Annotated in this window: 26 protein-coding genes and 1 pseudogene; 10 read left to right on the top strand and 17 right to left on the bottom strand. The window is 61.8% G+C overall.

The genetic code is table 11. The features are described 5' to 3' along the window. Positions 1 to 35 precede the first annotated feature (35 nt). The 3 genes from AC19YX_RS15365 to exbB are packed head-to-tail and all read right to left on the bottom strand — an operon-like array spanning position 36 to position 2,209. The gene (locus tag AC19YX_RS15365; protein WP_020296031.1) at positions 36 to 785 is read right to left on the bottom strand and encodes a TonB family protein; all 750 of its coding nucleotides are present in this window, start codon (positions 783 to 785) and stop codon (positions 36 to 38) included. Then, a complete protein-coding gene (gene exbD / locus AC19YX_RS15360) occupies positions 782 to 1,210 on the bottom strand; it encodes a TonB system transport protein ExbD (RefSeq protein ID WP_020296030.1) in 429 nt (142 codons plus the stop codon). The genes AC19YX_RS15365 and exbD overlap by 4 nt, the downstream gene beginning before the upstream one ends. Before the next feature lie 6 nt (positions 1,211 to 1,216). Beyond that, a complete protein-coding gene (gene exbB, locus AC19YX_RS15355; protein WP_421548216.1) occupies positions 1,217 to 2,209 on the bottom strand; it encodes a tonB-system energizer ExbB in 993 nt (330 codons plus the stop codon). Positions 2,210 to 2,398: 189 nt separating this feature from the next. Here exbB and AC19YX_RS15350 point away from each other — a divergent pair, with 189 nt between their 5' ends. Then, entirely contained in the window at positions 2,399 to 3,250 is an 852-nt protein-coding gene (locus AC19YX_RS15350; protein WP_500606547.1) for an SDR family oxidoreductase, read from the top strand. Between the two features lie 88 nt (positions 3,251 to 3,338). Here the strand turns inward: AC19YX_RS15350 and AC19YX_RS15345 are convergent, their stop codons facing one another. The 6 genes from AC19YX_RS15345 to AC19YX_RS15320 all read right to left on the bottom strand — a co-directional run bounded on the left by AC19YX_RS15345 (position 3,339) and on the right by AC19YX_RS15320 (position 8,646). Continuing rightward, positions 3,339 to 4,079 carry a hypothetical protein gene (locus AC19YX_RS15345; protein ID WP_500606546.1) on the bottom strand — a complete coding sequence of 247 codons (741 nt, stop codon included), beginning with the start codon at positions 4,077 to 4,079 and terminating at the stop codon, positions 3,339 to 3,341. 55 nt (positions 4,080 to 4,134) lie between these two features. Next, positions 4,135 to 4,515 (bottom strand): RidA family protein, encoded by a 381-nt coding sequence (locus AC19YX_RS15340; protein ID WP_003176922.1) that lies wholly within the window; start codon positions 4,513 to 4,515, stop codon positions 4,135 to 4,137. A gap of 39 nt (positions 4,516 to 4,554) precedes the next feature. Then, positions 4,555 to 6,660 carry a bifunctional GTP diphosphokinase/guanosine-3',5'-bis pyrophosphate 3'-pyrophosphohydrolase gene (gene spoT / locus AC19YX_RS15335; RefSeq protein WP_020296026.1) on the bottom strand — a complete coding sequence of 702 codons (2,106 nt, stop codon included), beginning with the start codon at positions 6,658 to 6,660 and terminating at the stop codon, positions 4,555 to 4,557. A gap of 57 nt (positions 6,661 to 6,717) precedes the next feature. Further along, positions 6,718 to 6,981 (bottom strand): DNA-directed RNA polymerase subunit omega, encoded by a 264-nt coding sequence (gene rpoZ, locus AC19YX_RS15330; protein ID WP_003177259.1) that lies wholly within the window; start codon positions 6,979 to 6,981, stop codon positions 6,718 to 6,720. A gap of 168 nt (positions 6,982 to 7,149) precedes the next feature. After that, a complete protein-coding gene (gene gmk, locus AC19YX_RS15325; protein ID WP_078470452.1) occupies positions 7,150 to 7,770 on the bottom strand; it encodes a guanylate kinase in 621 nt (206 codons plus the stop codon). Positions 7,771 to 7,782: 12 nt separating this feature from the next. Continuing rightward, positions 7,783 to 8,646 (bottom strand): YicC/YloC family endoribonuclease, encoded by an 864-nt coding sequence (locus AC19YX_RS15320; RefSeq protein ID WP_078470453.1) that lies wholly within the window; start codon positions 8,644 to 8,646, stop codon positions 7,783 to 7,785. A gap of 272 nt (positions 8,647 to 8,918) precedes the next feature. On the opposite strand from AC19YX_RS15320, the gene rph reads away from it, so the two are divergent. Beyond that, positions 8,919 to 9,641, top strand: coding sequence for a ribonuclease PH (gene rph, locus AC19YX_RS15315; RefSeq protein WP_020296023.1), 723 nt, complete (start codon positions 8,919 to 8,921; stop codon positions 9,639 to 9,641). 33 nt (positions 9,642 to 9,674) lie between these two features. Beyond that, positions 9,675 to 10,043, top strand: a complete 369-nt coding sequence (locus AC19YX_RS15310; protein ID WP_078470454.1) for a DUF4870 domain-containing protein — start codon at positions 9,675 to 9,677, stop codon at positions 10,041 to 10,043. A 61-nt stretch (positions 10,044 to 10,104) separates the two neighbouring features. Here AC19YX_RS15310 and crc read toward each other — a convergent pair whose 3' ends face one another. Continuing rightward, on the bottom strand, positions 10,105 to 10,884 hold the full coding sequence (gene crc, locus AC19YX_RS15305) for a catabolite repression control protein Crc (protein ID WP_020296021.1): 780 nt from the start codon (positions 10,882 to 10,884) through the stop codon (positions 10,105 to 10,107). Between the two features lie 82 nt (positions 10,885 to 10,966). On the opposite strand from crc, the gene pyrE reads away from it, so the two are divergent. Beyond that, complete coding sequence (pyrE, locus tag AC19YX_RS15300; RefSeq protein ID WP_078470455.1) at positions 10,967 to 11,611, top strand: orotate phosphoribosyltransferase; 645 nt, start codon at positions 10,967 to 10,969, stop codon at positions 11,609 to 11,611. Positions 11,612 to 11,705: 94 nt separating this feature from the next. On the opposite strand, the gene argB is transcribed toward pyrE, so the two are convergent. The 4 genes and pseudogenes from argB to coaBC form a co-directional block, all read right to left on the bottom strand. Then, on the bottom strand, positions 11,706 to 12,611 hold the full coding sequence (argB, locus tag AC19YX_RS15295; RefSeq protein WP_020296019.1) for an acetylglutamate kinase: 906 nt from the start codon (positions 12,609 to 12,611) through the stop codon (positions 11,706 to 11,708). A 24-nt stretch (positions 12,612 to 12,635) separates the two neighbouring features. Then, a pseudogene (locus AC19YX_RS15290) lies at positions 12,636 to 14,039 on the bottom strand (phosphomannomutase/phosphoglucomutase); the annotation flags it as partial. A gap of 255 nt (positions 14,040 to 14,294) precedes the next feature. Further along, the gene (dut, locus tag AC19YX_RS15285; RefSeq protein WP_020296017.1) at positions 14,295 to 14,750 is read right to left on the bottom strand and encodes a dUTP diphosphatase; all 456 of its coding nucleotides are present in this window, start codon (positions 14,748 to 14,750) and stop codon (positions 14,295 to 14,297) included. 5 nt (positions 14,751 to 14,755) lie between these two features. Beyond that, on the bottom strand, positions 14,756 to 15,964 hold the full coding sequence (gene coaBC, locus AC19YX_RS15280; RefSeq protein WP_500606545.1) for a bifunctional phosphopantothenoylcysteine decarboxylase/phosphopantothenate--cysteine ligase CoaBC: 1,209 nt from the start codon (positions 15,962 to 15,964) through the stop codon (positions 14,756 to 14,758). 131 nt (positions 15,965 to 16,095) lie between these two features. Between coaBC and radC the strand changes: the two genes are divergently transcribed. After that, entirely contained in the window at positions 16,096 to 16,770 is a 675-nt protein-coding gene (radC, locus tag AC19YX_RS15275) for a RadC family protein (protein WP_078470457.1), read from the top strand. Between the two features lie 67 nt (positions 16,771 to 16,837). Here the strand turns inward: radC and AC19YX_RS15270 are convergent, their stop codons facing one another. Then, positions 16,838 to 18,424, bottom strand: coding sequence for an ABC transporter substrate-binding protein (locus AC19YX_RS15270; protein ID WP_020296014.1), 1,587 nt, complete (start codon positions 18,422 to 18,424; stop codon positions 16,838 to 16,840). Between the two features lie 545 nt (positions 18,425 to 18,969). Here AC19YX_RS15270 and rpmB point away from each other — a divergent pair. Together rpmB and rpmG are read left to right on the top strand one after the other, a co-directional pair. Then, the gene (rpmB, locus tag AC19YX_RS15265; protein ID WP_007894701.1) at positions 18,970 to 19,203 is read left to right on the top strand and encodes a 50S ribosomal protein L28; all 234 of its coding nucleotides are present in this window, start codon (positions 18,970 to 18,972) and stop codon (positions 19,201 to 19,203) included. Between the two features lie 11 nt (positions 19,204 to 19,214). Continuing rightward, positions 19,215 to 19,370 carry a 50S ribosomal protein L33 gene (gene rpmG / locus AC19YX_RS15260; RefSeq protein WP_003177274.1) on the top strand — a complete coding sequence of 52 codons (156 nt, stop codon included), beginning with the start codon at positions 19,215 to 19,217 and terminating at the stop codon, positions 19,368 to 19,370. Positions 19,371 to 19,428: 58 nt separating this feature from the next. Here rpmG and AC19YX_RS15255 read toward each other — a convergent pair whose 3' ends face one another. Further along, a complete protein-coding gene (locus AC19YX_RS15255; protein WP_201128577.1) occupies positions 19,429 to 19,791 on the bottom strand; it encodes a cupin domain-containing protein in 363 nt (120 codons plus the stop codon). 236 nt (positions 19,792 to 20,027) lie between these two features. Between AC19YX_RS15255 and AC19YX_RS15250 the strand changes: the two genes are divergently transcribed. The 3 genes from AC19YX_RS15250 to AC19YX_RS15240 all read left to right on the top strand — a co-directional run bounded on the left by AC19YX_RS15250 (position 20,028) and on the right by AC19YX_RS15240 (position 23,250). Then, entirely contained in the window at positions 20,028 to 21,521 is a 1,494-nt protein-coding gene (locus AC19YX_RS15250) for an aldehyde dehydrogenase (protein WP_500606544.1), read from the top strand. Between the two features lie 132 nt (positions 21,522 to 21,653). Then, positions 21,654 to 22,802 (top strand): MFS transporter, encoded by a 1,149-nt coding sequence (locus AC19YX_RS15245; RefSeq protein WP_500606543.1) that lies wholly within the window; start codon positions 21,654 to 21,656, stop codon positions 22,800 to 22,802. Between the two features lie 34 nt (positions 22,803 to 22,836). Further along, the gene (locus AC19YX_RS15240; protein ID WP_500606542.1) at positions 22,837 to 23,250 is read left to right on the top strand and encodes a hypothetical protein; all 414 of its coding nucleotides are present in this window, start codon (positions 22,837 to 22,839) and stop codon (positions 23,248 to 23,250) included. Positions 23,251 to 23,265: 15 nt separating this feature from the next. Here the strand turns inward: AC19YX_RS15240 and AC19YX_RS15235 are convergent, their stop codons facing one another. After that, positions 23,266 to 24,831, bottom strand: coding sequence for a phospholipase D family protein (locus AC19YX_RS15235; RefSeq protein ID WP_201128572.1), 1,566 nt, complete (start codon positions 24,829 to 24,831; stop codon positions 23,266 to 23,268). Positions 24,832 to 24,854 lie beyond the last annotated feature (23 nt).

The following is a 24,854-nucleotide window of genomic DNA, read 5'->3' as shown; positions in this document are numbered from 1 at the left end:
TTCGGTGCCTTTGCAGGGGGAGCTGGCTGAAGGGATCAGCGGCGACGTTTCTCCAGGGAGTAAACGAAGGGTGCCACGATCTCGATCGAGCCGTTGTTGAGCATGTCCGACGGCGGCTTGGGCAGCGGCTGGGCTTTGCGGATCATTTCCAGGGTGGCCCGGTCCAGATCGGCGTTGCCCGAGCGTCCCACCAGCTCGTAGGACAGCACATTGCCTTCGGCGTCGACCACGAACCGCAGGCGGTTCAGGCCTTCCTTGCCCCGGGACTGTGCGCCTGGCGGGTACTTCTTGTACTTGGCCAGGTGCGCCAGCAGGGTGCCTTGCCAGCTTTCCTTGGCGGCCAATTGCGCAGGCGAAGGGCCCGGTGCCGGTTGCGCGGACTTGTCAGTCTTGGCGTTGGTCGGCGGTGCGTCGCTGGGTTTTTCCTCGCTGGGCTTTTCCTTGGTCGGCTCAGGCGGCTTTTCCACCGGCTTGGGTGGTTGCGGCTTGGGCTTGGGCTTGACCGGCTTGGGCACCGAGATCGTCGGCTTCGGCGCTTCAGCCAGCTTCGGCAGCGGCAGTTCTTCTACCGGAGCCGGTGGCTGCGGTGGCGTTATGACCTTGGGCGGTGCGGGAGGAGGCGGTGCCGGAACCGGCGCCAGCTCGATCATCATCGCCTGGGGTGGCAGTTCGACCGGTTGTGGCGACGACCAATTGAGGGCGAGCAGAATCGCCACCGCATGGACGCCCAGCACCACTGCCAGGCTACCGCTATAACGCGTCAGCTTTTGGCGCGTCGTGATCATTTCTTGGCTGCCGTCTCAAGTCCGACCAGGCCTACCTTCAAGTATCCGGCGGACCGCAGGGTATCCATCACGCTCATCAGGTCGCCGTAGTCCACGCCTTTATCGGCCTGGAAGAAGATCGTGGTGTCCTTTTTGCCTTGAGTCTTGGCATCGAGGGCGCCGCCGAGGGTTTCGGCCTTCACTTCGTCTTCGCCCAGGAACAGGCGCTGGTCGGCCTTGACGCTGAGGAACACCGGCTTTTCAGGGCGCGGTTCAGGCTTGGCGGTGGAGGCCGGGAGGTCGACCTTGATGTCCACAGTGGCCAGGGGTGCCGCCACCATGAAGATGATCAGCAGCACCAGCATCACGTCGATAAACGGCGTGACGTTGATTTCATGGTTCTCGGCGAGATCGTCGTCAGCGCCTTCTTTCAAATGCAAGCCCATGGCTGATTACCCTACTTTGACCACGTGGGGTTGTGTGGAGCGCTCAGTGGTCGGCAGGTGATCGAGATCACGGCTGACCAGCAACAGGACTTCAGCAGAGGCGTCCGACACCTGCGCCTTGTAACCGGCGATGGAGCGGGCGAAGACGTTGTAGATCACTACGGCCGGGATCGCTGCAACCAGGCCCAGGGCCGTGGCCAGCAGGGCTTCGGCGATACCTGGTGCAACCACCGCGAGGTTGGTGGTCTGGGTTTTGGCGATGCCGATAAAGCTGTTCATGATGCCCCACACGGTGCCGAACAGACCGACGAAGGGTGCGGTGGAACCAATGGTTGCCAGCACGCCGGTGCCGCTGCTCATGTTGCGGCCGCAGGCAGCTACCAGGCGCTCAAGGCGGAAGCTCACGCGTTCCTTGATGCCTTCCTTCTCCCGGCTGTTGGCCGACAGGCGCATTTCTTCAAGGGCGTCGTGGACCAGCAGGTTGGCCAGGGTGCCTTCCTTGGTCGCGGTGGCGCTGGCTTCCTTGAGGGTGGTGGCCTTTTTCAGGCTGAGGATTTCACCGCGCAGACGACGCTTGGCGCCCATCAGCTCGAAGCCTTTGGCGATCCAGATGGTCCAGGTGATGATCGAGGCGATGGCCAGGCCGATCATCACGATCTTCACAATGATGTCGGCGTTCTGGTACATGCCCCACGGCGACAGGTCATGGGCCATACCCAGGGTGTTGTCGGCTTCGAGTACTTCAGGAACGTCCTCTGCAGCTTCGCCTTGGGCCGGGGTCTGGGCCGGGTCGGTGGCGACCGGAGTCACGACCGGTGCGGCAGGTTCGGCCGGTGCATGGGTGGCGTTCGCGGCTGGCGCGGTGGCCGGTGCCTGTGCGTCGGCGAAGGCTGCGCTCGGTGCCAGTACCAGGCTGAACAACAACGCTGCAACCGCGCTCATGGCGCGCAGCGGGCTTGGGCGTTTGGTTGGCGAAGCGGAGAGTTGATTGGGTGTCATGCTGGCCGGACCTGAGAGAGGAAAGAGGTAAATGTCCTTCTAGGCCTCGCGGGGCCGAGAACAATTTGGGCGCTTATTATTGCAAGTAATTCTTGTTAACAAAAGTAATAGAGTATCTTTTTTTCCTTGATTGCTAGCCGCTCGTCCATCGCCGCGGCTAGTCTTGAGCTTTGCGAACGGAGTTTAGTGATGCCCGCCCTTTCTGTTTTGATCGCCGGTTGTGGTGATGTCGGCAGCCGCCTGGCCAGTCAATTGCTTGTCGATGGTTGGCAGGTTCATGGCTTGCGCCGCAACGTTTCACGCTTGCCGGACGGGGTCATTGGCGTCGCCGGTGATCTGTTCAACGCCCAATGCCCTCCGACCTGGCCAAGCACTCCCCTGGATTACCTGGTGTACTGCGCCGCTGCCACCGAGCATGACGAAGCGGGCTATCGCGCCGCCTATGTCGAGGGTCTGCAACACGTGCTGAGCTGGCTCAAGCAGCACGGCCAGCAGCCCAGGCGCCTGCTGTTTGTGTCCAGCAGCAGTGTCTACGGGCAGAAAGACGGCGAATGGGTTGATGAAACCTCAGCCACCGAAGCCAGCGGTTATTCCGGGCGGCTGATGCTGGAGGCGGAGCAAGTGGCGCTGCACAGCGGCATCCCCGCCAGCCTGGTGCGCCTGACCGGCATTTACGGTCCCGGCCGCGAATGGTTGCTGACCCAGGTCCGCCAAGGCTATCGGGTGGCGATCGACCCGCCTTTGTATGGCAATCGGATTCATGCTGATGACGCTGCAGGCTTGCTGGCGTTCCTGATGCAGGCCGATCAGCGCGGAGTGGCGCTGGAAGACTGCTATATCGGCGTCGACGATGCGCCGGCGCCGTTGGCGGAAGTCGTGGGTTGGCTGCGCGAATACCTGGGGGTCACCGAATGGGCCGACGACGCCAGTGTGCGGCGTGCCGGCAGCAAGCGCTGCAGCAACGCCCGGGCTCGGGCGCTGGGCTGGGTGCCGCGTTACTTGAGTTACTGCGAAGGCTACGCGGCAATACTGAAAGGGTGATTCTGTAGCTGCCGCCGAGCCCGCGAGGTTGCGCTGGCCCAGCGCAACGCCGCTATTCCGGCAAAGGCTCAGCGTGCGGCTACAGCCGTTATTGCTTTTCCAGCAGCCACTGACGAGTGCCGGGTGCCAGGGATGGCACTTCATCCGCCTGGGCGGTATTGACCGCCTGGAAGATTTCCAGCTGCTTGTCCTTGCGTACAAAGATCCAGGCGTTGCCCTGGCCATTTTGCTGGAGCCAGAGGTTATCGTTGCCGCCACTCATGGAGGCGCAGTCTCCGGCCAGGCACAGGGCGTAACGATCAGCCCCCGGCAGGCCCTGGACCGCGCCGTCGCCCTGGAACTGCACGGTGGCGCCTTCCCCCGGGCCGCTGAGGATTTTCCAGGAGCCGCCCATATACGCCGTATAGAGCGCGCGCTCGAAGTTGGCGCCCAGGGGTGCCCCTTCCGGCGCAGGATCCTTGGGACGGTCGAAGACCTGTTCGGGTTCGTTGTCGTTCGCTGCTTGCAGCAGTTGTTTGCCGTCGCGCTTCAGTTCAGTAGCGGAGCTGCCGTAGAAGTCGACTTTCCAGCTGCCGGCGGGGTCGGCAATGACCTTGCCTTCGGCAATTTCGAAACCGTTGGTGTAGCGGGCCTGGCCGGCGCGGGTGTTGATCTCCCACTCCAGGTTCGGGCCGTAGGCTTGCAGCGCTTCACGCAAAGGGCCGCCCTTGGAGGCCGCGTCGATCGCAACCTGGTTGATCCAGGTGCCGCCGACATCAGTTTTGGCGGGGTCGCTGGCGCAACCGCCGAGCATGACGGCGAGCAGCGAGAAAGCTAGCGCTTTGCGCATGATGAAATCCTTTCAAAGCAAAGTCGGCGCAGCCTGGGACGCTGCGCCGCGGGTGTTACTCGATGACCAGAATGGCATCCATCTCAACCTGCGCACCCTTTGGCAGGGCGGCGACGCCGATGGCGGCGCGGGCAGGGTAAGGCTGTTCGAAGTACTTGCCCATGATCTCGTTGACCTTGGCGAAGTGGCTCAGGTCGGTGAGGAAGATGTTCAGCTTGACGATGTCCTTGAACGAACCGCCGGCGGCTTCGGCAACCGACTTCAGGTTCTCGAACACCTGGACGGTCTGGGCTTCGAAGCCTTCGACCAGTTCCATGGTTTTTGGGTCGAGGGGGATCTGGCCGGACATGTACACGGTGTTGCCAGCCTTGATCGCCTGGGAATAGGTGCCGATGGCAGCAGGCGCTTTGTCGCTGGTGATAACAGTCTTGGTCATTTATGAGTCCTTGTAAGTGACGATGGCTTATGTGAGGCGCTACGCGCGCATGCGGGTGATGCGAATCACCCCGGTCAGGGCGCGGAGTTTCTTGATCACGCGGGCCAGGTGCACGCGGTCGTGCACGCTGACCACCAGTTGGACCACGCTGATGCGACCATCGCGTTCATCCATGCTGATTTTCTCGATATTGCCGTCGGCGGCGTTGACGCTACTGGCCAACAAGGCAATCAGGCCACGCTGGTGTTCCAGCTCGACCCGCAGTTCGACGTTGAATTCGCCGGTGACATCCTTGGCCCACGAGAGCTGGATGCATTTTTCCGGGTTGTGGCGGATTTCGCTGATATTGCGGCAGTTGTCCAGGTGCACCACCATCCCCTTGCCGGCGGACAGGTGGCCGACGATCGGGTCGCCCGGGATCGGCGTGCAGCACTTAGCGTAGCTCAGCACCAGGCCTTCGGTGCCGCGAATCGCCAGCGGGCCTTCCGGGCTTGGCAATTGTTCGCCCTCGCCGAGCAGGCGGCGGGCCACCACATAGGCCATGCGATTGCCCAGGCCGATGTCTTCGAGCAGGTCTTCGATCAGTTCCAGGCGGTATTCGTGGAGCATCGCCTGGATGCGTTCGGCCGGGATCTTTTCCAGCGAACTGTCGAAACCGTTGAGCACCTTGTTCAGCAGGCGCTCGCCGAGGCTGATGGATTCGGAGCGGCGCTGCAGCTTCAGGGCGTGGCGAATATGGGTGCGGGCCTTGCCGGTGACCACGAAGTTGAGCCAGGCCGGATTCGGCCGGGCGCCAGGGGCACTGACGATCTCCACCGTGGAGCCGCTTTGCAGCGGTTCGGACAGCGGTGCGAGACGGCGGTTGATGCGGCAGGCAATGCAGCTGTTGCCGACGTCGGTGTGCACCGCGTAGGCGAAGTCGACGGCCGTGGAGCCTTTGGGCAGCTCCATGATCCGGCCTTTGGGCGTGAACACGTAGACCTCGTCCGGAAACAGGTCGATCTTCACGCTTTCGATGAATTCCAGGGAGTTGCCAGCGCGCTGCTGCATCTCCAGTACACCCTTGACCCATTGGCGGGCGCGGGCGTGGGTGCCTTTTGGCTGCTCGTCGCCACTGGATTTGTACAGCCAGTGCGCGGCGATGCCGTTGTTGGCCATCTCTTCCATTTCCCGGGTGCGGATCTGGATCTCGATCGGCACGCCGTGCATACCGAACAGGGTGGTATGCAGCGATTGGTAGCCGTTGGCCTTGGGAATCGCGATGTAGTCCTTGAAGCGTCCCGGCAGCGGTTTGTACAAATTATGTACAGCACCCAGCACGCGATAGCAGGTGTCTACCTTGTCGACGATGATGCGGAACGCGTAGACGTCCATGATCTCGTTGAAGGCCCGACGCTTGCCGCGCATTTTCTTGTAGATGCCGTAGAGGTGTTTCTGCCGGCCGCTGACCTCGCCCTGGATACCGTCGATGGCCAGGCAGTGGCTGAGGGATTCTTCGATCTTGTTGACGATTTCCTTGCGGTTGCCCCGGGCGCGCTTGACGGCCTGATAGATCCGCGCGGAACGCATCGGGTGCATGGCCTTGAAGCCAAGGTCTTCGAATTCGATGCGGATGGCATGCATGCCCAGCCGGTTGGCGATGGGGGCATAGATTTCCAGGGTTTCCTTGGCGATGCGCCGGCGCTTTTCGCCGGACAGCACTTCTAGGGTCCGCATGTTGTGCAGGCGGTCGGCCAGCTTGACCAGGATCACGCGAATGTCGCGGGCCATGGCCATGGCCATTTTCTGGAAGTTTTCAGCCTGGGCTTCGGCCTTGGTCTCGAAGTTCATCTGGGTCAGTTTGCTGACCCCGTCGACCAGTTCCGCCACGGTTTCGCCGAACTGCGCTGAAAGCGCTTCCTTGGCAATACCGGTGTCTTCAATCACGTCATGCAGCATGGCCGCCATCAGGCTCTGATGGTCCATATGCATGTCGGCAAGAATATTCGCCACCGCCAATGGGTGCGTGACGTACGCCTCGCCGCTGCGGCGGCGTTGGCCGTCGTGGGCTTGTTCGGCGTAGAAATACGCTCGGCGGACCAGGTTGACCTGGTCCGTGCCGAGATAGGTCGATAAGCGATCGGCGAGGGCGTCTATGCTCGGCATGCTGACTCCTGCCGTAAGCTGTATTCCCGCGCCGTGCTACGTCGACCAGGCATAGGCTTAGACGGCCTCGTTGGACTCGTCCTCGAACGCTGCGAACAGCGGTTCGTCTTCAACGATCTCAGCGTTGGCAATGAACTCGTAGCTCATCAGGCCTTCGGCAATTTCACGCAGGGCTACAACGGTAGGCTTGTCGTTTTCCCACTGAACCAGGGGCTCTTTGCCGCCGGTGGCCAGTTGACGGGCACGCTTGGTAGAGAGCATGACCAGCTCAAAGCGGTTTTCCACGTGTTCTAGGCAGTCTTCAACGGTTACGCGGGCCATGGTATTCCTCGGAGCGAATGCAATATGCGCGCTGCCCGGTTGGGCGAGCGGACTCAACAGTTTAAAAAATCACCAGCGATTAGGGAAGCGCTGATTTTTTGACCAGGCCCTGCAACGCGCTGCAAGTGCCAATGTAAAGCGCTTGCAGCGGTTTTGGGAAGTGCTGTTTTAGCCCAGCAATTCAGCGAGCAATTTGCCAAAACGCTGCTGCTGACGCTTTTGATGCAGCTGATTGGCCCGGAAAATCGCCTTCAGGTCCGCCAGCGCATGGGCAAAATCATCGTTGATGATCAAATAGTCATAGTCGACGTAGTGGCTCATTTCGCTGACCGCTTCGCGCATCCGCCCGTCGATGATCTCGTCACTGTCCTGGCCGCGGTTGGTCAGGCGCTGGTGCAAGGCCTCAAGGGACGGCGGCAGGATGAAGATCGAGCGGGCTTGCGGCATCAATTTGCGCACTTGCTCGGCGCCCTGCCAGTCGATCTCCAAAATCAGGTCATGGCCCGCATCCAGGGTTTGCTGCAGGTGGCTTTGCGAGGTGCCGTAGAGGTTGCCGAATACTTCGGCACGCTCGAGGAAGTCCCCATGCTCGCCCATCTTCACGAACGCTTCGCGGGAGACGAAGTGATAGTTCACGCCGTTCACTTCACCGGGGCGCATGGCCCGGGTGGTGTGGGAGACCGAGACACGGATCTCCTGGTTGGCGTCGGTCAGGGCCTTGACCAGGCTGCTCTTGCCCGCGCCCGAAGGGGCGGAAATGATGTACAGGGTGCCGGTGCTGTGGGTCATGTGGGGGTAGCCTTACTCAATATTCTGTACTTGTTCGCGCATCTGCTCGATCAACACTTTGAGGTTGACCGCAGCCTGGGTGCTGCGCGGGTCGAAGGCCTTGGAGCCCAGTGTGTTGGCTTCGCGGTTGAGCTCCTGCATCAGGAAGTCCAGGCGCCGACCGGCGGCGCCACCGGACTTCAGCACGCGGCGTACTTCGATGATGTGGGTGCTCAGGCGGTCCAGTTCTTCAGCGACGTCGCTCTTTTGCGCAAGCATCACCATTTCCTGCTCCAGGCGCGTCGGGTCGAGCTCGGCCTGCATGTCGGCGAAGCGGTCGAGGACCTTCTGGCGCTGGGTCGCGAGCATTTGCGGCACCAGTTCGCGCAGTGTCACCACGTCTTCCTCGATCGAGGTCAGGCGCTCGTTGATCAGGCGGGCAAGCTCCGAGCCTTCGCGTTCGCGGCCGCCCTTGAGTTCCTTGAGGCCCTGCTTGAACAATTCCAGGGCCTCGGAATTCAGTGCCTGTGGATCGGTTGCGTCAGCCACCAGCACGCCGGGCCAGGCCAGGACTTCCAGGGGGTTGAGCGGCGCAGGCTGCTTGATCAGGCTAGCCACCGATTCGGCTGCGGCCACCAGTTGCGCGGCCCGTTCGCGATCCACTTGCAGGGGTTTGCCGGTGGTTTCTTCGGTAAAGCGCAGGGTGCATTCAAGCTTGCCGCGGGACAAACCCTGGCGCAGCGCTTCACGAACCGCGCCTTCGAGGTCGCGAAAGGACTCCGGCAGGCGCAGGTGCGGTTCCAGGTAGCGGCTGTTGACCGAGCGCAGTTCCCAGCTCAGGGTGCCCTGAGTGCCGGCCCGTTCGACCCGGGCGAAGGCGGTCATGCTGTGCACCATGGAGGTACCTCCGATTCAGGTCTGGCACCAACCGCAATAGGGTTGGGCGGGCCCGATAGATATGAATTAAAGCCGACAGGCTGCGAAGGCGCAGGATTGTAGCGCAGTGCGGCGAAAGCCCCCAACCGTGGCGGTGACAAAGGGTTGCGGCGGGGCGCTGGAGCCTTCGTGCAGAGCCTTTGGTCCGTCCCTGGATTTTTTAGAACTGCCCAGGCGCGGCCGCGGGCTCTATAATGTTCGGCAGTTTTCCGTCCCCGTACAGGTGTTCCCCTATGAAACGTCCAAGTGGTCGCGCTGCCGATCAGCTCCGCTCGATCCGCATCACCCGCAACTACACCAAACACGCCGAGGGATCTGTACTGGTCGAGTTCGGTGATACCAAGGTTATCTGCACGGTCAGCGTCGAGAACGGCGTGCCGCGCTTCCTCAAGGGCCAGGGCCAGGGTTGGTTGACCGCCGAGTACGGCATGTTGCCGCGTGCTACCGGCGAGCGTAACCAGCGTGAAGCCAGCCGTGGCAAGCAGGGCGGCCGCACCCTGGAAATCCAGCGCCTGATCGGCCGCTCCCTGCGCGCCGCGCTGGACATGTCCAAGCTGGGTGACGTGACCCTGTACGTCGACTGCGACGTGATCCAGGCTGACGGCGGCACCCGTACCGCGTCGATCACCGGCGCCATGGTGGCCTTGGTCGATGCGCTGAAAGTGATCAAGAAGCGTGGCGGCCTCAAAGGCGGCGACCCGCTCAAGCAAATGATCGCTGCGGTGTCGGTGGGCATGTATCAGGGCGAGCCTGTGCTGGACCTGGACTACCTGGAAGATTCGGCTGCCGAGACTGACCTCAACGTGGTGATGACCAGCACCGGTGGTTTCATTGAAGTCCAGGGCACTGCCGAAGGCGCACCGTTCCAGCCTGAAGACCTGAATGCAATGCTGGAGCTGGCGAAGAAAGGCATGAGCGAGATTTTTGAACTGCAGCAGGCGGCCCTGGCCGACTGATTGCGCTACGGACGACCTGCCAAGGAGAACGCCATGAGTGACGACCAGCTTCCGCTGCCTACGCCGAGCCATGAGGTTCGGCAGTGGGCAATGTTTTGTCATCTGTCTGCCTTGCTGGGGATCTGGGTGCCGTTCGGTACCCTGATCGGTCCGTTGATTCTGTGGCAGATCAAGCGCGAATCCGACCCGTTCATTGACGCTCAGGGCAAGGAGGCGCTGAATTTCCAGATCACCGTCGCCATTGCCTCGGCTATCTGCTTCCTGTTGATGCTGGTAATCATCGGCTTCTTCTTGTTCGGGTTGCTGGCGATCGGCGCCTTGGTGCTGACGATCATTGGCGGGGTCAAGGCGGGGGAAGGGGTACCGTATCGCTATCCGTTCACCTGGCGCTTGATCAAGTAAAACCGCCGCGCACAAAAAAGCCGACACTGATGTCGGCTTTTTTGTGGCTGCGAAACGACGCTTAGATAGTCAGCGTCCAGTCGTAGTCCACGATCAGCGGTGCGTGCTGCGAGAAGCGTGGCTGACGCGGCAGGCGTGCGCTGCGCACGAAGCGACGCAGGCCCGGGGTCAGCAGTTGATAGTCGAAGCGCCAACCCAGGTTGAGCATCTCGGCCTGTTCGTTGTCCGGCCACCAGCTGTACTGATCGCCTTCACGGCTGACTTCGCGCAAGGCGTCGACATAACCCATGGTGCCGACAATCTCGTCCATCCAGGCACGCTCAGGCGCCAGGAAGCCCGGGGATTGCTGGCTGTCACGCCAGTTCTTGATATCCAGCTTCTGTTGCGCAACGTAGAGCGAGCCACAATAGATGTACTCGCGACGTTTGCGCCGCTGTTTATCCAGATAACGGGCGAAGTCGTCCATTAGCTTGAACTTCTGGTTCAAGTCTTCATCGCCGTTCTGCCCCGAAGGAAGCAGCAAGGTCGCGATGCTGACCTTATCGAAATCGGCTTGCAGGTAGCGCCCGTAGCGATCGGCTGTCTCGAAGCCGAGGCCGCTGATGACCGCCTTAGGTTGCAACCGCGAATACAAAGCCACGCCACCTTGGGCGGGGACTTCAGCATCGCAGGCATAAAGGAAGTAGCCATCCAGTTGGAAGGCTGGGTCGTCCAGTTCAAAGGCGGAGGCGCGGGTGTCCTGCAGGCAGATGACGTCGGCATTCTGGGCCTGCAGCCAACTGAGCAAACCACGCTCGACTGCAGCCTGAATACCATTGACGTTCACACTGATGATCCGCATAAATGGCCCCAAAAATCACGTGCGTGTATGATACCCGAGGTCTACCTAATTAGCTAAATCCGTGGTATCTGGGGCTTTTTTCATGCAAGCGTATCAGCGCGATTTCATTCGTTTTGCCATCGATCGCGGGGTTTTGCGCTTCGGTGAGTTCACCCTGAAGTCCGGGCGCACCAGTCCTTACTTCTTCAATGCAGGGCTGTTCAACTCGGGTTCCGCCCTGGCGCAGCTGGGTCGTTTTTATGCGGCCGCCATCGTTGAAAGCGGTATTTCCTTCGACGTGCTATTCGGTCCGGCGTACAAGGGCATTCCCCTGGCCGCCGCCACAGCCGTGGCCCTGGCTGAACATCATGGGCAGGATCTGCCATGGTGCTTCAACCGCAAGGAGGCCAAGGCCCACGGTGAAGGCGGCAGCCTGGTGGGTGCGCCGCTCAAGGGCGATGTGCTGATCATCGACGACGTGATCACCGCCGGTACGGCGATTCGCGAAGTGATGCAGATCATTGCGTCCCAGGAAGGTGCCAAGGCCGCTGGCGTGCTGATCGCGCTGAACCGCCAGGAGCGCGGCAACGGTGAATTGTCGGCCATCCAGGAAGTGGAGCGTGACTTCGGGATTCCGGTGGTCAGCATCGTGTCGCTGAACCAGGTGTTGCAGTTCCTGGAAGACGATCCGCAGCTCAAGCAGCATTTACCGGCGGTCAAGGCGTATCGCGAGCAGTTCGGCGTCTGATTCGCGACTGCTAGGCCGTACGGCGGGGGCCAACGCCCTCGCTACAATAAAAAAGCCCCGCTCAACCAGGTTGAGCGGGGCTTTTTTTCAGCGCTTAAGGGCGCTTGCGATTGCTGATCAGGGTACCCACACCGGTATCGGTGAAGATTTCCAGCAGGATCGCATTCGGAACCCGGCCATCCAGGATCAACGAGCTGCCGACGCCGCCTTGCACCGCTTCCAGTGCGCAACGGATCTTCGGCAGCATGCCGCCGTAGATAGTGCCGTCGGCGATCAGGTCGTCCACTTGCTGGGTTGTCAGACCGGTCAAGACCTTGCCTTCCTTGTCCATCAAGCCGGCGATGTTGGTGAGCAGCATCAGCTTCTCGGCCTTCAGTGCCTCGGCCACCTTGCCGGCCACCAGGTCGGCGTTGATGTTGTAGGACTCGCCGTTGGCACCGACGCCGATGGGCGCGATCACCGGAATGAAATCGCCCTTCACCAGCAGGTTCAGCAGGTCGGTGTTGATGCCGATCACTTCGCCCACCTGGCCGATGTCGATGATTTCCGGCTGGGTCATCTCCGGCGTCTTGCGGGTCACGGTGAGTTTTTTCGCGCGAATCAGCTCGGCGTCCTTGCCGGTCAGGCCAATGGCGCTGCCGCCGTGACGGTTGATCAGGTTGACGATGTCTTTGTTCACCTGGCCGCCGAGGACCATCTCCACCACGTCCATGGTCTGGGCGTCGGTGACGCGCATGCCGTCGATAAAGTGGCTCTCGATGGACAGGCGCTTGAGCAGGTCACCGATTTGCGGGCCGCCACCGTGTACCACCACCGGGTTGATCCCGACGGCTTTCATCAACACGATGTCACGAGCGAAACCGGTCTTGAGCTCTTCGCTCTCCATAGCGTTGCCGCCGTATTTGATCACCAGCGTCTTGCCGACATAGCGGCGAATGTAAGGCAGCGCTTCGGATAGAACCTTGGCGGTGTTGGCGGCGGCATCGCGTTCGAGGGTCATTCAGGGCTCCGGTGTTTCAGAAAATCAGAACGGTAGTTGGAGATCGGGTGCAACACGTTTCAATTGGACGTGGAACACATCCTTGATGCGCTGCAGCTCGGCTTCGTTGTCGGCCTCGAAACGCAGCACCAGCACCGGCGTGGTGTTGGAGGCGCGGACCAGGCCCCAGCCTTTGGCGTAATCGACTCGCACCCCGTCAATGGTGGTCAGGTTGGCGCCTTCGCCCCACTGCGCGTCGTGCAGAGCATCAATGATGCTGAATTTGCTCTCTTCGGTCACATGGATATTGATTTCCGGCGTCGAAATATCGTTCGGGAAGGTCGCGAACAGCTCTTCGGCGCTGGATGGCTCCTTGCTGAGGATCTCCAGCAGGCGCGCGGCACTGTAAATCCCGTCGTCAAAACCGAACCAACGCTCCTTGAAGAAGATATGCCCGCTCATTTCGCCGGCCAACAGGGCTCCGGTTTGTTTCATCTTCTTTTTGATCAACGAGTGGCCGGTCTTCCACATTAGCGGCTTGCCGCCGTATTCCTTGATCAGCGGGGTCAGGCGGCGGGTGCATTTGACGTCGAAGATGATTTCCGCGCCCGGGTTGCGCGCCACTACATCCTTGGCGAACAGCATCAGCAGGCGGTCCGGGAAGACGATGCTACCGGTGTTGGTCACCACGCCGACGCGGTCGCCGTCGCCGTCGAAGGCCAGGCCCAGGTCGGCTTTGGTTTCCTTGACCTTGGCGATCAGGTCCACCAGGTTTTCAGGCTTGCCCGGGTCCGGGTGGTGATTGGGGAAGTTGCCGTCGACCTCGCAGAACAGCGGGATGACTTCGCAGTTCAGGGCTTCGATCAACTGCGGGGCAATGACCCCGGCCGCGCCGTTGCCGCAATCGACCACCACTTTCAGGCGGCGGGCCAGTTTCACATCGCGAGTTATCTCGTCGCTGTAGCGCTCAAGGATCTGCACCCGGGTGATGCTGCCCTTGCCGCTGCTCAGGTTGTTGTCCTTCAGGCGTTGGTGCAGGGCCTGGATCTGTTCATTGGCCAAGGTGTCGCCGGCAATGACGATTTTGAAGCCGTTGTAGTTCGACGGGTTGTGGCTGCCGGTGAGCATGACCCCGGACTTGCCGGCCAGTACGTTGGCCGCGTAGTACAGCGCCGGAGTGGGCACCAGGCCGACGTCGCTGACGTGGCAGCCGCTGTCCGCCAGGCCTTTGATCAGTTGCTCCACCAGCTCCGGACCGGAGAGACGGCCGTCGCGGCCAACGGAAACGTCAGGTTCACCCTGAGCCAGGCTCTGGGCGCCAATGGCGCGGCCGAGCCAGTAAGCGGTTTCAGCGTTCAAAAACTCCGGGACGGTGCCGCGAATGTCGTAGGCGCGAAAGATGCTATCGGGAAAGCTCGGTGCGACTGGGGCCGGGTTGCTCATCGGGGTTGCTCCATTTCAAAAGGGGGCGGGACAGGCCGGGCCAGGGTGGGCCGGCAGGCTCAAACTGAAGGGTATGACGATGTTTTTGCCATTGGGTTCATGGTGCAAAAATGCCATCGTCGGCGATTCAGCGTGCTTTTGAGGGTCTAATGCCTTGATTTGGGGAGGGAAACCCGCGAAGGCGCTTTGCCCGATTTTCGTCCTGAAATACAAAACCCGGAACTCTGGCCGGGTTTGGCGCCCGGCCAGGTTCCGCGTCGATCAGTGGCTGCCGGAATGCCCGAAACCGCCTGCGCCGCGCTGGCTTTCGTCGAAGGCCTCGACCACTTCGAAGTGCGCCTGGACCACCGGCACCAGTACCAGTTGGGCGATGCGCTCGCCGACCGCGATGTTGAAGGCGGTCTGGCCACGGTTCCAGCAGGACACCATCAGTTCGCCCTGGTAGTCCGAGTCGATCAGGCCCACCAGGTTGCCCAGGACGATGCCGTGTTTATGGCCCAGGCCGGAGCGCGGCAGGATCAGCGCCGCCAGGCCCGGGTCGCCGATGTAGACCGACAGGCCGGTGGGGATCAGCAGGGTCTGGCCCGGCTCCAGCACGGTGTCTTGCTTGAGCATGGCGCGCAGGTCGAGACCGGCGGAGCCCGGGGTGGCGTACTGTGGCATCGGGAATTCGTTGCCGATGCGTGGGTCGAGGATCTTGGCTTGTAGAGCGTGCATGCGAGTTAAACCTGGTTCAGCCGTTCGGCGATAAAAGAGATCAGTTGGCGGGCGATCTTGCCCTTGCTGGTCTGGGCGAAGAGAGTTGCGTGCAACTCCCGGTCAATCACGCTGCAGGCGTTTTCCTCGCTGTTGAAGCCAATGCTCGGGTTGGCCACGTCGTTGGCGACGATCAGGTCGAGGTTCTTGTCTTTCAATTTGCGTGCAGCGTAGTCGAGCAAGTGTTCGGTCTCGGCGGCGAAGCCGATACTGAAAGGGCGATCGGGACGGGTGGCGATGGTGGCCAGGATGTCCGGGTTACGCACCATCTGCAGCAGCAGGCCGTCACCTTTCGTAGGGTCTTTCTTTAATTTTTGTGGGGCAACGACTTCCGGGCGGTAGTCCGCCACCGCCGCCGAGGCGATAAACAGGTCGCAGGGGATGGCGGCCTCGCAGGCGGCGAGCATGTCGCGGGCGCTGACGACATCGATCCGGGTCACCCGATCCGGGGTCGGCAGGTGCACCGGGCCGGTGATCAGGGTCACTCGGGCGCCGGCTTCAACTGCGGCTTCGGCCAGGGCAAAGCCCATTTTGCCGGAGCTGTGGTTGGTGATGTAGCGCACCGGGTCGATGTTTTCCTGGGTCGGGCCGGCGGTAATCAGTACGTGTTTGCCGGTCAGAGCCTGATGCTGGAAGCAATCGGCGGCGCACAGCACCAGGTCGTTGGCTTCGAGCATGCGGCCCATGCCGACGTCGCCGCAGGCCTGGCTGCCCGAGGCCGGCCCGAACACCTGGAGGCCGCGGCTTTGCAGCAATTGGGTGTTGGCCTGGGTGGCCGGATCGCGCCACATGGCCTGGTTCATGGCCGGGGCGATGGCGACGGTGGCGTCCGTGGCCAGGACCAGGGTGGTCAGCAGGTCATCGGCGATGCCTTGGGCCAGGCGCGCGATCAGGTCGGCGGTGGCGGGGGCGATCAGCACCAGGTCGGCCCATTTGGCCAGCTCGATATGGCCCATGGCAGCCTCGGCTGCGGGATCGAGCAGGTCCAGGTGAACCGGGTGCCCGGAGAGTGCCTGCATGGTCAGCGGTGTGATGAATTCACTGCCGCCACGGGTCATGACCACACGCACTTCGGCGCCCTGGTCGAGGAGTCGGCGAACCAGCTCGGCGCTCTTATAGGCGGCAATGCCGCCGCCGACGCCGAGGACGATGCGTTTCCGATACAGCCGCTGCATAGGCCTGCCTTTGAGTTCAATGATTGCTGCTTGTAACGCCCCCTCCCCAGGGGAAATCACAGGCAAAAAGATGGGCTAAGATACCACAGCGACCGCTATGGAACAGCGGCGCCCACACACATGGAGGTGCTATGAGCATTCGCGACTGGCCCGCGGCGGAGCGCCCGCGGGAGAAGCTTCTGGAGCAGGGTGCGGCGAGCCTTTCCGACGCCGAATTGCTGGCGATTTTCTTGCGTACCGGGGTTGCCGGAAAGAGCGCGGTGGACCTGGCGCGTCACCTTTTGCATCAGTTCGGCAGCCTGCGTCGCCTGCTGGAGGCGGACCAGTTGACCTTCAGCCGCCAACTGGGCCTGGGCCCGGCAAAATTCGCCCAGTTGCAGGCCGTGGTGGAAATGGCTCGTCGGCATCTGGCCGAAAAACTGCGTCGCGACTCGGTGCTGGAAAACCCGCTGGTGGTCCGCGACTACCTCAAGTCAATGCTGCGCCATGAGCCCCATGAGGTGTTCGGCTGCCTGTTTCTGGACACCAAGCACCGGGTGCTGGCGTTCGAGGCGCTGTTCCAGGGTTCGATTGACAGCACCAGCGTCTACCCGCGGCAGGTGGTCAAGCGTGCCCTGGCACACAACGCCGCCGCCGTGATCCTGTGCCACAACCACCCTTCGGGCATCTCCGAGCCCAGTCATGCCGATCGTGTGGTGACACGTCGGCTGAAAGAGGCCCTGGATCTGGTGGATGTGCGGGTGCTCGATCACTTCATCATCGGTGAAGGCGATCCACTGTCGATGGCGGAATACGGTTGGGTCTAGGTGAGAGCAGCGGCAAGTATTGAACGGCAGGTTCTGGGCACTGGGGAGCCCAGAACCTGTGGCGGGGTTACTTGCCGACGCTGACTTTGGAGAAGTCCTGGCGGCCGAAGGGGCTGACCTGATAGCCCTGGACTTCCTTGCGGGTCAGGGCGAAGGCGGTGGGGTGAGCCAGGGGCAGCCACAGGGCCTGTTGCTGGATCTGCGCCTGGGCCTGCTGATAGAGCTTGCTGCGCACGCCTTGCTCGCTGGTGGTCTTGCCGGCGGTGATCAGCTTATCCAGGCCCTGGTCGCAGTAGCGGGCGAAGTTGGTGCCGGACTTGACCGCCGCGCAGGTGAACTGCGGGGTGAGGAAGTTATCCGGGTCGCCGTTGTCGCCGGCCCAGCCCATGAACAGCAGGTCATGCTCGCCGGCCTTGGCGCGGCGGATCAGTTCGCCCCATTCGATCACGCGGATCTCGGCCTTGATCCCGATTTTCTCCAGGTCAGCCTGGAGCAGTTGTGCGCCGAGGCTGGGGTTGGGGTTGAGCAGGCTGCCGGATGGGCGAGTCCAGATGGTGGTCTGGAAGCCGTCTTTCAGGCCGGCCTTGGCCAGCAGTTGGCGGGCTTTTTCAGGGTCGTGGGCATAGCCCGGCAAGTCCTTGGCATAGCTCCAGGTGTTCGGCGGGAACGGGCCGTTGGCAGCTTCGGCGGTGTCTTCGAAGACCGCTTTGAGGTAGCTGGCCTTGTCGAAGGCCAGGTTGATTGCCTGGCGCACTTCCGGTTTGTCCAGCGGCGGGTGCTGACTGTTGATGGCGACAAAGGCGGTCATGAAGGCGGCGGTGCGTTCGACTTTCAGCGCCGGGTCCTGGCTCGCGGCATTGATGTCCAGGGGCTTGGGCGAGAGGGCGATCTGGCATTCATTGCGCCGCAGTTTTTGCAGGCGCACGTTGGCATCCGGGGTGATGGCGAAAATCAGCGGGTCCACGTCCGGCTTGCCGGCGAAGTAGTCGCGGTTGGCCTTGTAGCGGATCGACGCGTCTTTCTGGAAGCGGCCGAAGATAAACGGCCCAGTGCCGATCGGCTGGTTGTTGAGCTTCTCCGGTGTGCCGGCCTTGAGCAGTTGCTCGGCGTACTCGGCAGAGTAGATCGAGGCGAAGCCCATGCTCAGCGTGGCGATAAATGTCGAGTCGGCGTGGTCCAGGGTGAAGCGCACGGTCAGTGGGTCAAGGGCGTCAATTTTCTTGATCAGTGCCGGCAACTGCAGGGATTGGGCGTGGGGGAAGCCGCTTTGCGCAATCTTGTGCCAGGGATTGGCCGGGTCGAGCATGCGCTCGAAACTGAACTTCACGTCTTCGGCGGTCAGTTCACGGCTGGGGTTGAAGTAGTCGGTGTGGTGGAACTTGACCTTGGGGTGCAGCTTGAACACATAGGTCAGGCCGTCGTCGGACACCTCCCAACTGTCTGCCAGGCTCGGCACCACCTTGCCGCTGGCTTCGTCGAAGTCGACCAGGCGGTTCATCAGCACGTCCGCCGAGGCGTTGGTGGTGGTCAGCGAGTTGTATTGCACCACGTCGAAACCTTCCGGGCTGGCTTCGGTGCAGACGCTCAGGGCGGCAGCCTGGGCCAGCGGGCTCAGAAACGGTACGAACAACAGCGGTAGGGCGGCGAGACGCATATTCGGCTTCCTTTGCAGATCGAAGGCCCATCTGCGAGTGCAGTCTGGAAAAGGCTTACCCTAGTGATCTCGTCGGAAAATGACTATCCCCTTTTTCCGTTTATTGACGTGGGTGGGGTGGGCCTTCAGAGGCAAAAAGGTCGGTTTTTACCCTGGCGACGGCCAATAATTTGCCATGAATTGACAAATTGCCCCGTTCGAAGGGGCCTCGCGGGTACTGGCGACGGTGAATGACGCTGCGTTGGCGGGGGCTTTGTGGGGCAGGAATTTTATTCTGCGACGAGCGGTCGATAACTGCGGTAGCCTTTGCCGCAGGCGCTTGGCGCAAGAAAAACGGGACTTTTTGAATTCCCGACCACAGTGACTGTTGTTGCTATTGGGTCTTTCTGGTATAAAGCAGCGCTCTTTTCTAGGGGCCCGGTTCCTTCGTTTGTAGGTGTAGCCGGTAAGACCCCTAAAGAAACGCGGCGCCTGGCGCCAAATGACTGAGAGATTAAGCGGCCAACCCATGCCGGGTTGGGCATGTGGTTTTAGAGGGCTGAGGCATGTCGAGAGTCTGTCAAGTTACCGGTAAGGGTCCGGTGACTGGGAATAACATTTCCCACGCAAACAACAAAACCCGTCGTCGTTTCCTGCCGAACCTGCAGCATCACCGCTTCTGGGTTGAAGAAGAGAAACGTTTCGTGCGTCTGCGCGTATCTGCCAAAGGCATGCGTATCATCGACAAGCGTGGCATTACTGTCGTGCTGGCCGAAATCCGCAAAGCTGGCAAGATCTAAGGGAGCTAATCATGCGTGAATTGATTCGTTTGATTTCGAGCGCCGGTACTGGTCACTTCTACACTACCGACAAGAACAAGCGCACTACTCCGGACAAAATCGAGATCAAGAAATATGATCCGGTTGTTCGTAAGCACGTGATCTACAAAGAAGGCAAAATCAAGTAATTGATTTTTCTTCTGACAAAAAAACCCGCCTTCAAGCGGGTTTTTTTGTGCCTGTGATTCAGGCTTTCTGTTCGAAGGCCACGTAGATCTTGCGGCAGGGCTCCAGCACTTCCCAGGTGCCCTTGAAGCCGGCCGGGATGACGAAGCGGTCGCCGGCGCGCAGGGTCTTGGCATTGCCGTCGCTGTCGCGCAGCACCGAGACGCCCTGCACGATTTCGCAGTATTCATGCTCGGTGAAATTCACCGTCCACTGCCCGACCGCACCTTCCCAGACCCCGGCGTTCATCTGCCCGCACGGGCTGGCGTAATGGTTGAACACCGCCTGTTCCGGGTCGCCCTTGAGGACTTTTTCCGGTGCAGGGCGATAGCGTTCACCCTCGGTGGTGGCCTGGCTGAAGTCGACGACGTGCTGAATGCTCATTCTTGTATTCCCCCGTGATTGGCGGCGCGAGTGGTAGTGGGGCCAAAGTCTATGTTTATTAAAATGAACATAGCAATGGCGTTTACTGGGGTTATGTCAAATATATTGAAACTTCGGGTGCCACTGGTTTAGGGTGGCCGGTGCCTTGGGCCGAAAGAAGGCTGGCCGGGCAGAATTCCTGAAGGTGCCTGCGTTGATCGCGTGGCGCTTGTATTCAATAAGAGGAGGACACTCGTATGACCACCCTGACTCGTGCCGACTGGGAACAACGTGCCCGCGACCTGAAGATCGAAGGCCGCGCCTATATCAATGGCGAATACACCGCTGCGGTTTCCAGTGAAACCTTCGAATGCATCAGCCCGGTTGACGGTCGCGTGCTGGCAACCATCGCCAGTTGTGACGTCGCCGACGCCCAGCGTGCTGTAGAAAATGCCCGCGCCACATTCAATTCCGGCGCCTGGTCGCGCCTGGCCCCGGCCAAGCGCAAGGCCACCATGATTCGTTTTGCCGGCCTGCTGAAAAAGCACGCCGAAGAACTCGCCCTGCTTGAAACCCTGGACATGGGCAAGCCGATCAGCGACTCCCTGGGCATCGACATTCCGGGCGCGGCGCAAGCGCTGAGCTGGAGTGGCGAGGCCATCGACAAGATCTACGACGAAGTCGCCGCCACGCCCCATGATCAACTGGGCCTGGTGACTCGCGAGCCGGTGGGCGTAGTCGCGGCCATCGTGCCGTGGAACTTCCCGCTGATGATGGCTTGCTGGAAGCTGGGGCCGGCGTTGTCCACCGGTAACTCGGTCATCCTCAAGCCTTCGGAAAAATCCCCGCTGACCGCAATCCGCATCGCCGCCCTGGCCGTGGAAGCCGGTATTCCGGCGGGCGTGCTCAACGTGCTGCCAGGTTATGGCCACACCGTGGGCAAGGCCCTGGCCCTGCACATGGACGTCGACACTCTGGTGTTCACCGGCTCGACCAAAATCGCCAAGCAATTGCTGATCTACTCCGGCGAATCGAACATGAAGCGCGTCTGGCTCGAAGCCGGCGGCAAGAGCCCGAATATCGTGTTCGCCGATGCACCGGATCTACAGGCCGCTGCCGAATCGGCCGCGGGCGCCATTGCCTTCAACCAGGGCGAAGTCTGCACCGCGGGTTCGCGCCTGCTGGTGGAGCGCTCCATCAAGGATAAATTCCTGCCCCTGGTGATCGAGGCCCTCAAGGGCTGGAAGCCGGGCAACCCACTGGACCCGGCGACCAACGTCGGTGCATTGGTCGACACCCAGCAGATGAACACCGTGCTGTCCTATATCGAAGCCGGGCATGCCGACGGCGCCAAGCTGGTCGCGGGCGGCAAGCGCACCCTGCAGGAAACCGGCGGCACCTATGTCGAGCCGACGATTTTCGACGGTGTGAGCAACGCGATGAAAATCGCCCAGGAAGAAATCTTCGGCCCGGTGCTGTCGGTGATCGCCTTCGATACCGTCGAAGAAGCCATCGAGATTGCCAACGACACCCTGTACGGCCTGGCCGCAGCGGTCTGGACAGCCAACATCTCCAAGGCTCACCTGACCGCCAAGGCCCTGCGTGCCGGTAGCGTGTGGGTCAATCAGTACGATGGCGGCGACATGACCGCGCCGTTCGGTGGCTTCAAGCAATCGGGCAACGGCCGTGACAAGTCGCTGCACGCATTCGACAAGTACACCGAGTTGAAGGCGACCTGGATCAAGCTCTGACCTGAAGGGCTCGGGGCGGGCGCTTGCCCGCCGGACCGGGCCTCGATCCAAAATCGCAGCCGGACTTTCCGCAAGGGAAGTCCGGCTGCGTTGTCTGTGACGGTATAAAAAATGATCCACAGGAGCGTGGAAATGCGTTGGGCGACCTATTTCGCCGTTTTGGCGGCTGTCCTGAGTGTCGGGCTGGCCCTGGGTGTCAGCATGCCGCTGGTGTCGTTTCGCCTGGAAGGCTGGGGTTATGGCCCCTTTGCCATTGGCGTCATGGCGTCGATGCCGGCCTTTGGCGTGTTGCTTGGGGCCAAGCTTGCCAGCCGCCTGGCGGCGCGTTTTGGTACTGCGGGCCTGATGCGCCTGTGCCTGTGGGGCGGGGCGCTGTCCATTGCTTTGCTGGCGCTGTTGCCGAGTTACCCGCTGTGGCTGGTGCTGCGATTGGGCCTGGGCATGGTGCTGACCATCGTGTTTATTCTGGGCGAGAGCTGGATCAACCAGTTGGTGGTCGAGCAGTGGCGCGGGCGGCTGGTGGCGCTGTATGGTAGCTGTTACGCCCTGAGCCAGCTGGCCGGGCCATTGCTGCTGGGGGTGCTGGGCACCGAGACCGACTACGGCTTCTGGGTCGGTGTCGGGCTGCTGGTGGTATCGCCCCTGCTGTTGATCGGCCGCAGCGGCGCCCCGACCACTGAAGCCTGCAGCGTGACCCTGGTCGACCTGTGGCGCTTTTGTCGTGGGCTGCCGGCGACTGCCTGGGCCGTGGCACTGTTCGCCGCCTTTGAGGCAATGATTCTTACGCTGTTACCGGTGTATTGCCTGCGCCAGGGCTTTACCGAAGACATCGCCCTGGCGATGGTCAGCACCGTGGTGGTCGGCGATGCGGTGCTGCAATTGCCGATTGGCGCCCTGGCCGATCGCCTGTCGCGGCGCTCCCTGTTCACCGGCTGTGCGGTGGCGCTGTTGTTGTCGAGCCTGGCGATTCCGCTGTTGCTCCACACCTTGCTGATCTGGCCGTTGTGGGTGCTGTTCGGCGCCAGCGCCGGGGGCCTGTTTACCCTGTCGTTGATCCTGATCGGCGAGCGTTACCGCGACGACGCCCTGGTGCGAGCCAATGCCCACGTGGCGCAACTCTGGGGCATTGGCTGCCTGATCGGGCCGCTGGTGGCCGGGGCGGGCAGCCAGTGGGTCAGCGGCCATGCCTTGCTGTGGCTGATGGCGGCCGGGGCTTTTGGGCTGATTGTGTTGTTGCTGCGCCAGGGAGCATTGGGTGCCGCGGCGCCGCAATCGGTATAGGCTTCACCGCTGTTGGTTCAATCAGGGAGGTCAGATGAAGCTTAAGCCAGGGATTCGATTCAGCGGGGCGCTCTGTGCGCTGACGATTTTGCTCGCCGGGTCCGCCCATGCCGCACCCAAGGACCCGCCCGTGGAGCGGGTCAAGCAACTGGCGCTGAAGCAGTGCCTGGACGATAACTACGGGCGCTTGAAGTTCTACAAGGCGTACGACCTGCACGACGCGTCCTACTTCGTCGATCGGGTGCAGCTGGACCGCGACGGCACCGACCGCCGTACCCGGGCCCTGAGCAACTACGTCGAGCAGCAGACGGGCAGCTTCCATATCGGCGGGCCGCCGATGAAGAACGAGGCCGGTTACCCGATCAACGCGATTTTTGAACGCTGCATGGGTTTCTATCACTCGCCCGGGCTGGACGCCTTTATCAAAAACCAGCTGCTCAAACGCTGACAGATCGGCGCGGGCCTAGAGCATGCGCTCCAGGCCGACGCTGGTGCTCAGCCAGGCGTTGATGCGCCGCCACCAACTGCCCGGCTCCCGGGTCAGGGTGTGCAGTTGCTGGTTGTCTTCGGTGACCCAGACGATCTTGCCGTCCTGCAGCTTGGCCTCGTAGCTCAAGGCCGGGGCCATGCCTTGCAGGGCCAGGGCGCGCACATGTTCGGCCAGTTCCGGGCTGTCGACCAGCACCCCGACTTCGGTGTTCCACAGCACCGAGCGCGGGTCGAAGTTGAACGAGCCAATAAAGGATTTCTGCCGGTCGAAGATCATCGCCTTGCTGTGCAGGCTGGAGTCCGAGCCGCGCCAGGTGCTGCGGAACAGGTGCGGCCCGCTGCCGCCGTGATCGCCGGGCTGGCGGCGCAATTCGAACAGCCTTACCCCGTGTTCCAGCAGGGCCTTGCGGTAAGGCGCATAGCCGCCGTGCACTGCCGGCACATCGGTGGCTTCCAGGGAGTTGGTCAGAAGGCTCACTTGCACCCCGGCGTCGGCACGCCCGGTGAGGTACACCAGGCCCGGCTGGCCGGGCACGAAGTAGGCCGAAATCATGATCAGTTCCTTGCTTACCCCTTGCAGCTCCGGCGCCAGCTGGGTGGTCAGCAGCAATTGCGGGTCGGGCTCGTTCCTGGCCAGGACCTTGCTCGGCGCATCCCACAGGGCCTGGTTCCAGGCCCAGATCAGCTCCTTGCGCCAGATATCCATGCGCGGGTGGCTCTGGTAGGTCTTCAGTTGCTGGTACAGGGCGTGGTTCTGCCGGCGGGTGTCTGCCAGGGACTGTTCCAGTTGTTGCCGGGTGTTGGCCAGGTCCCGGGCGGTGGGGGTGCTGGAGAGGAACTCGTCGATGGGCTTGCTCAGGGCGCTGTTCCAGTACTGGTCGAAACTGTGCCCCAACTGCTCGGCCACCGGCCCGACGCTGAGCATGTCGATGTCCGTGAAGTTGAGGCTGGGCTCGGCATCGAAATACTCGTCGCCCAGGTTGCGCCCGCCGACGATGGCCACGCTGTTGTCCGCCAGCCACAGCTTGTTGTGCATGCGCCGGTGTTGCTGGGACAGGTTGAACAGGCGCCCTGCCGCGCGGGTGATGCCGGTGCTGCGCCCCAGGTGCAGGGGGTTGAACAGGCGGATCTGGATCTGCGGGTGGGCGGCGAGGGTGGCAATCACCTGGTCCAGGCCATCGCTGGTGGTGTCGTCCAGCAGGATGCGTATCCGCACTCCGCGATCGGCGGCCTTGAGCAGCTCATCCACCAGCATCCGGGTGCTGATGCCGTCGTGCACGATGTAGTACTGCAAATCCAGGCTGCTTTGCGCATTGCGGATCAGCTCGGCGCGAGCCATGAAGGCTTCGGTGCTGTTGGACAGCAGGCGAAACCCGGAGCGCCCCTGATAGGGCGCGGCCTGGGCCTGGATCGAGCGTCCAAACGCCGACTCTGTGGCCGGCAGGGCCTGGCTCGGTTCCCGGGGCACGTTCAGGGTGGCACAGCCGCTGAGGCCCGCCGTGATCAGCAGAAGTAAGGCGAAAGCCTGTTTGAGTCTCAAGTCAGCTCGTCTCGAAGGCGGCG

The sequence above is a fragment of the Pseudomonas sp. MF09150 genome, from assembly GCF_059862355.1.
This window is presented reverse-complemented; position numbering and strand designations above follow the sequence as displayed.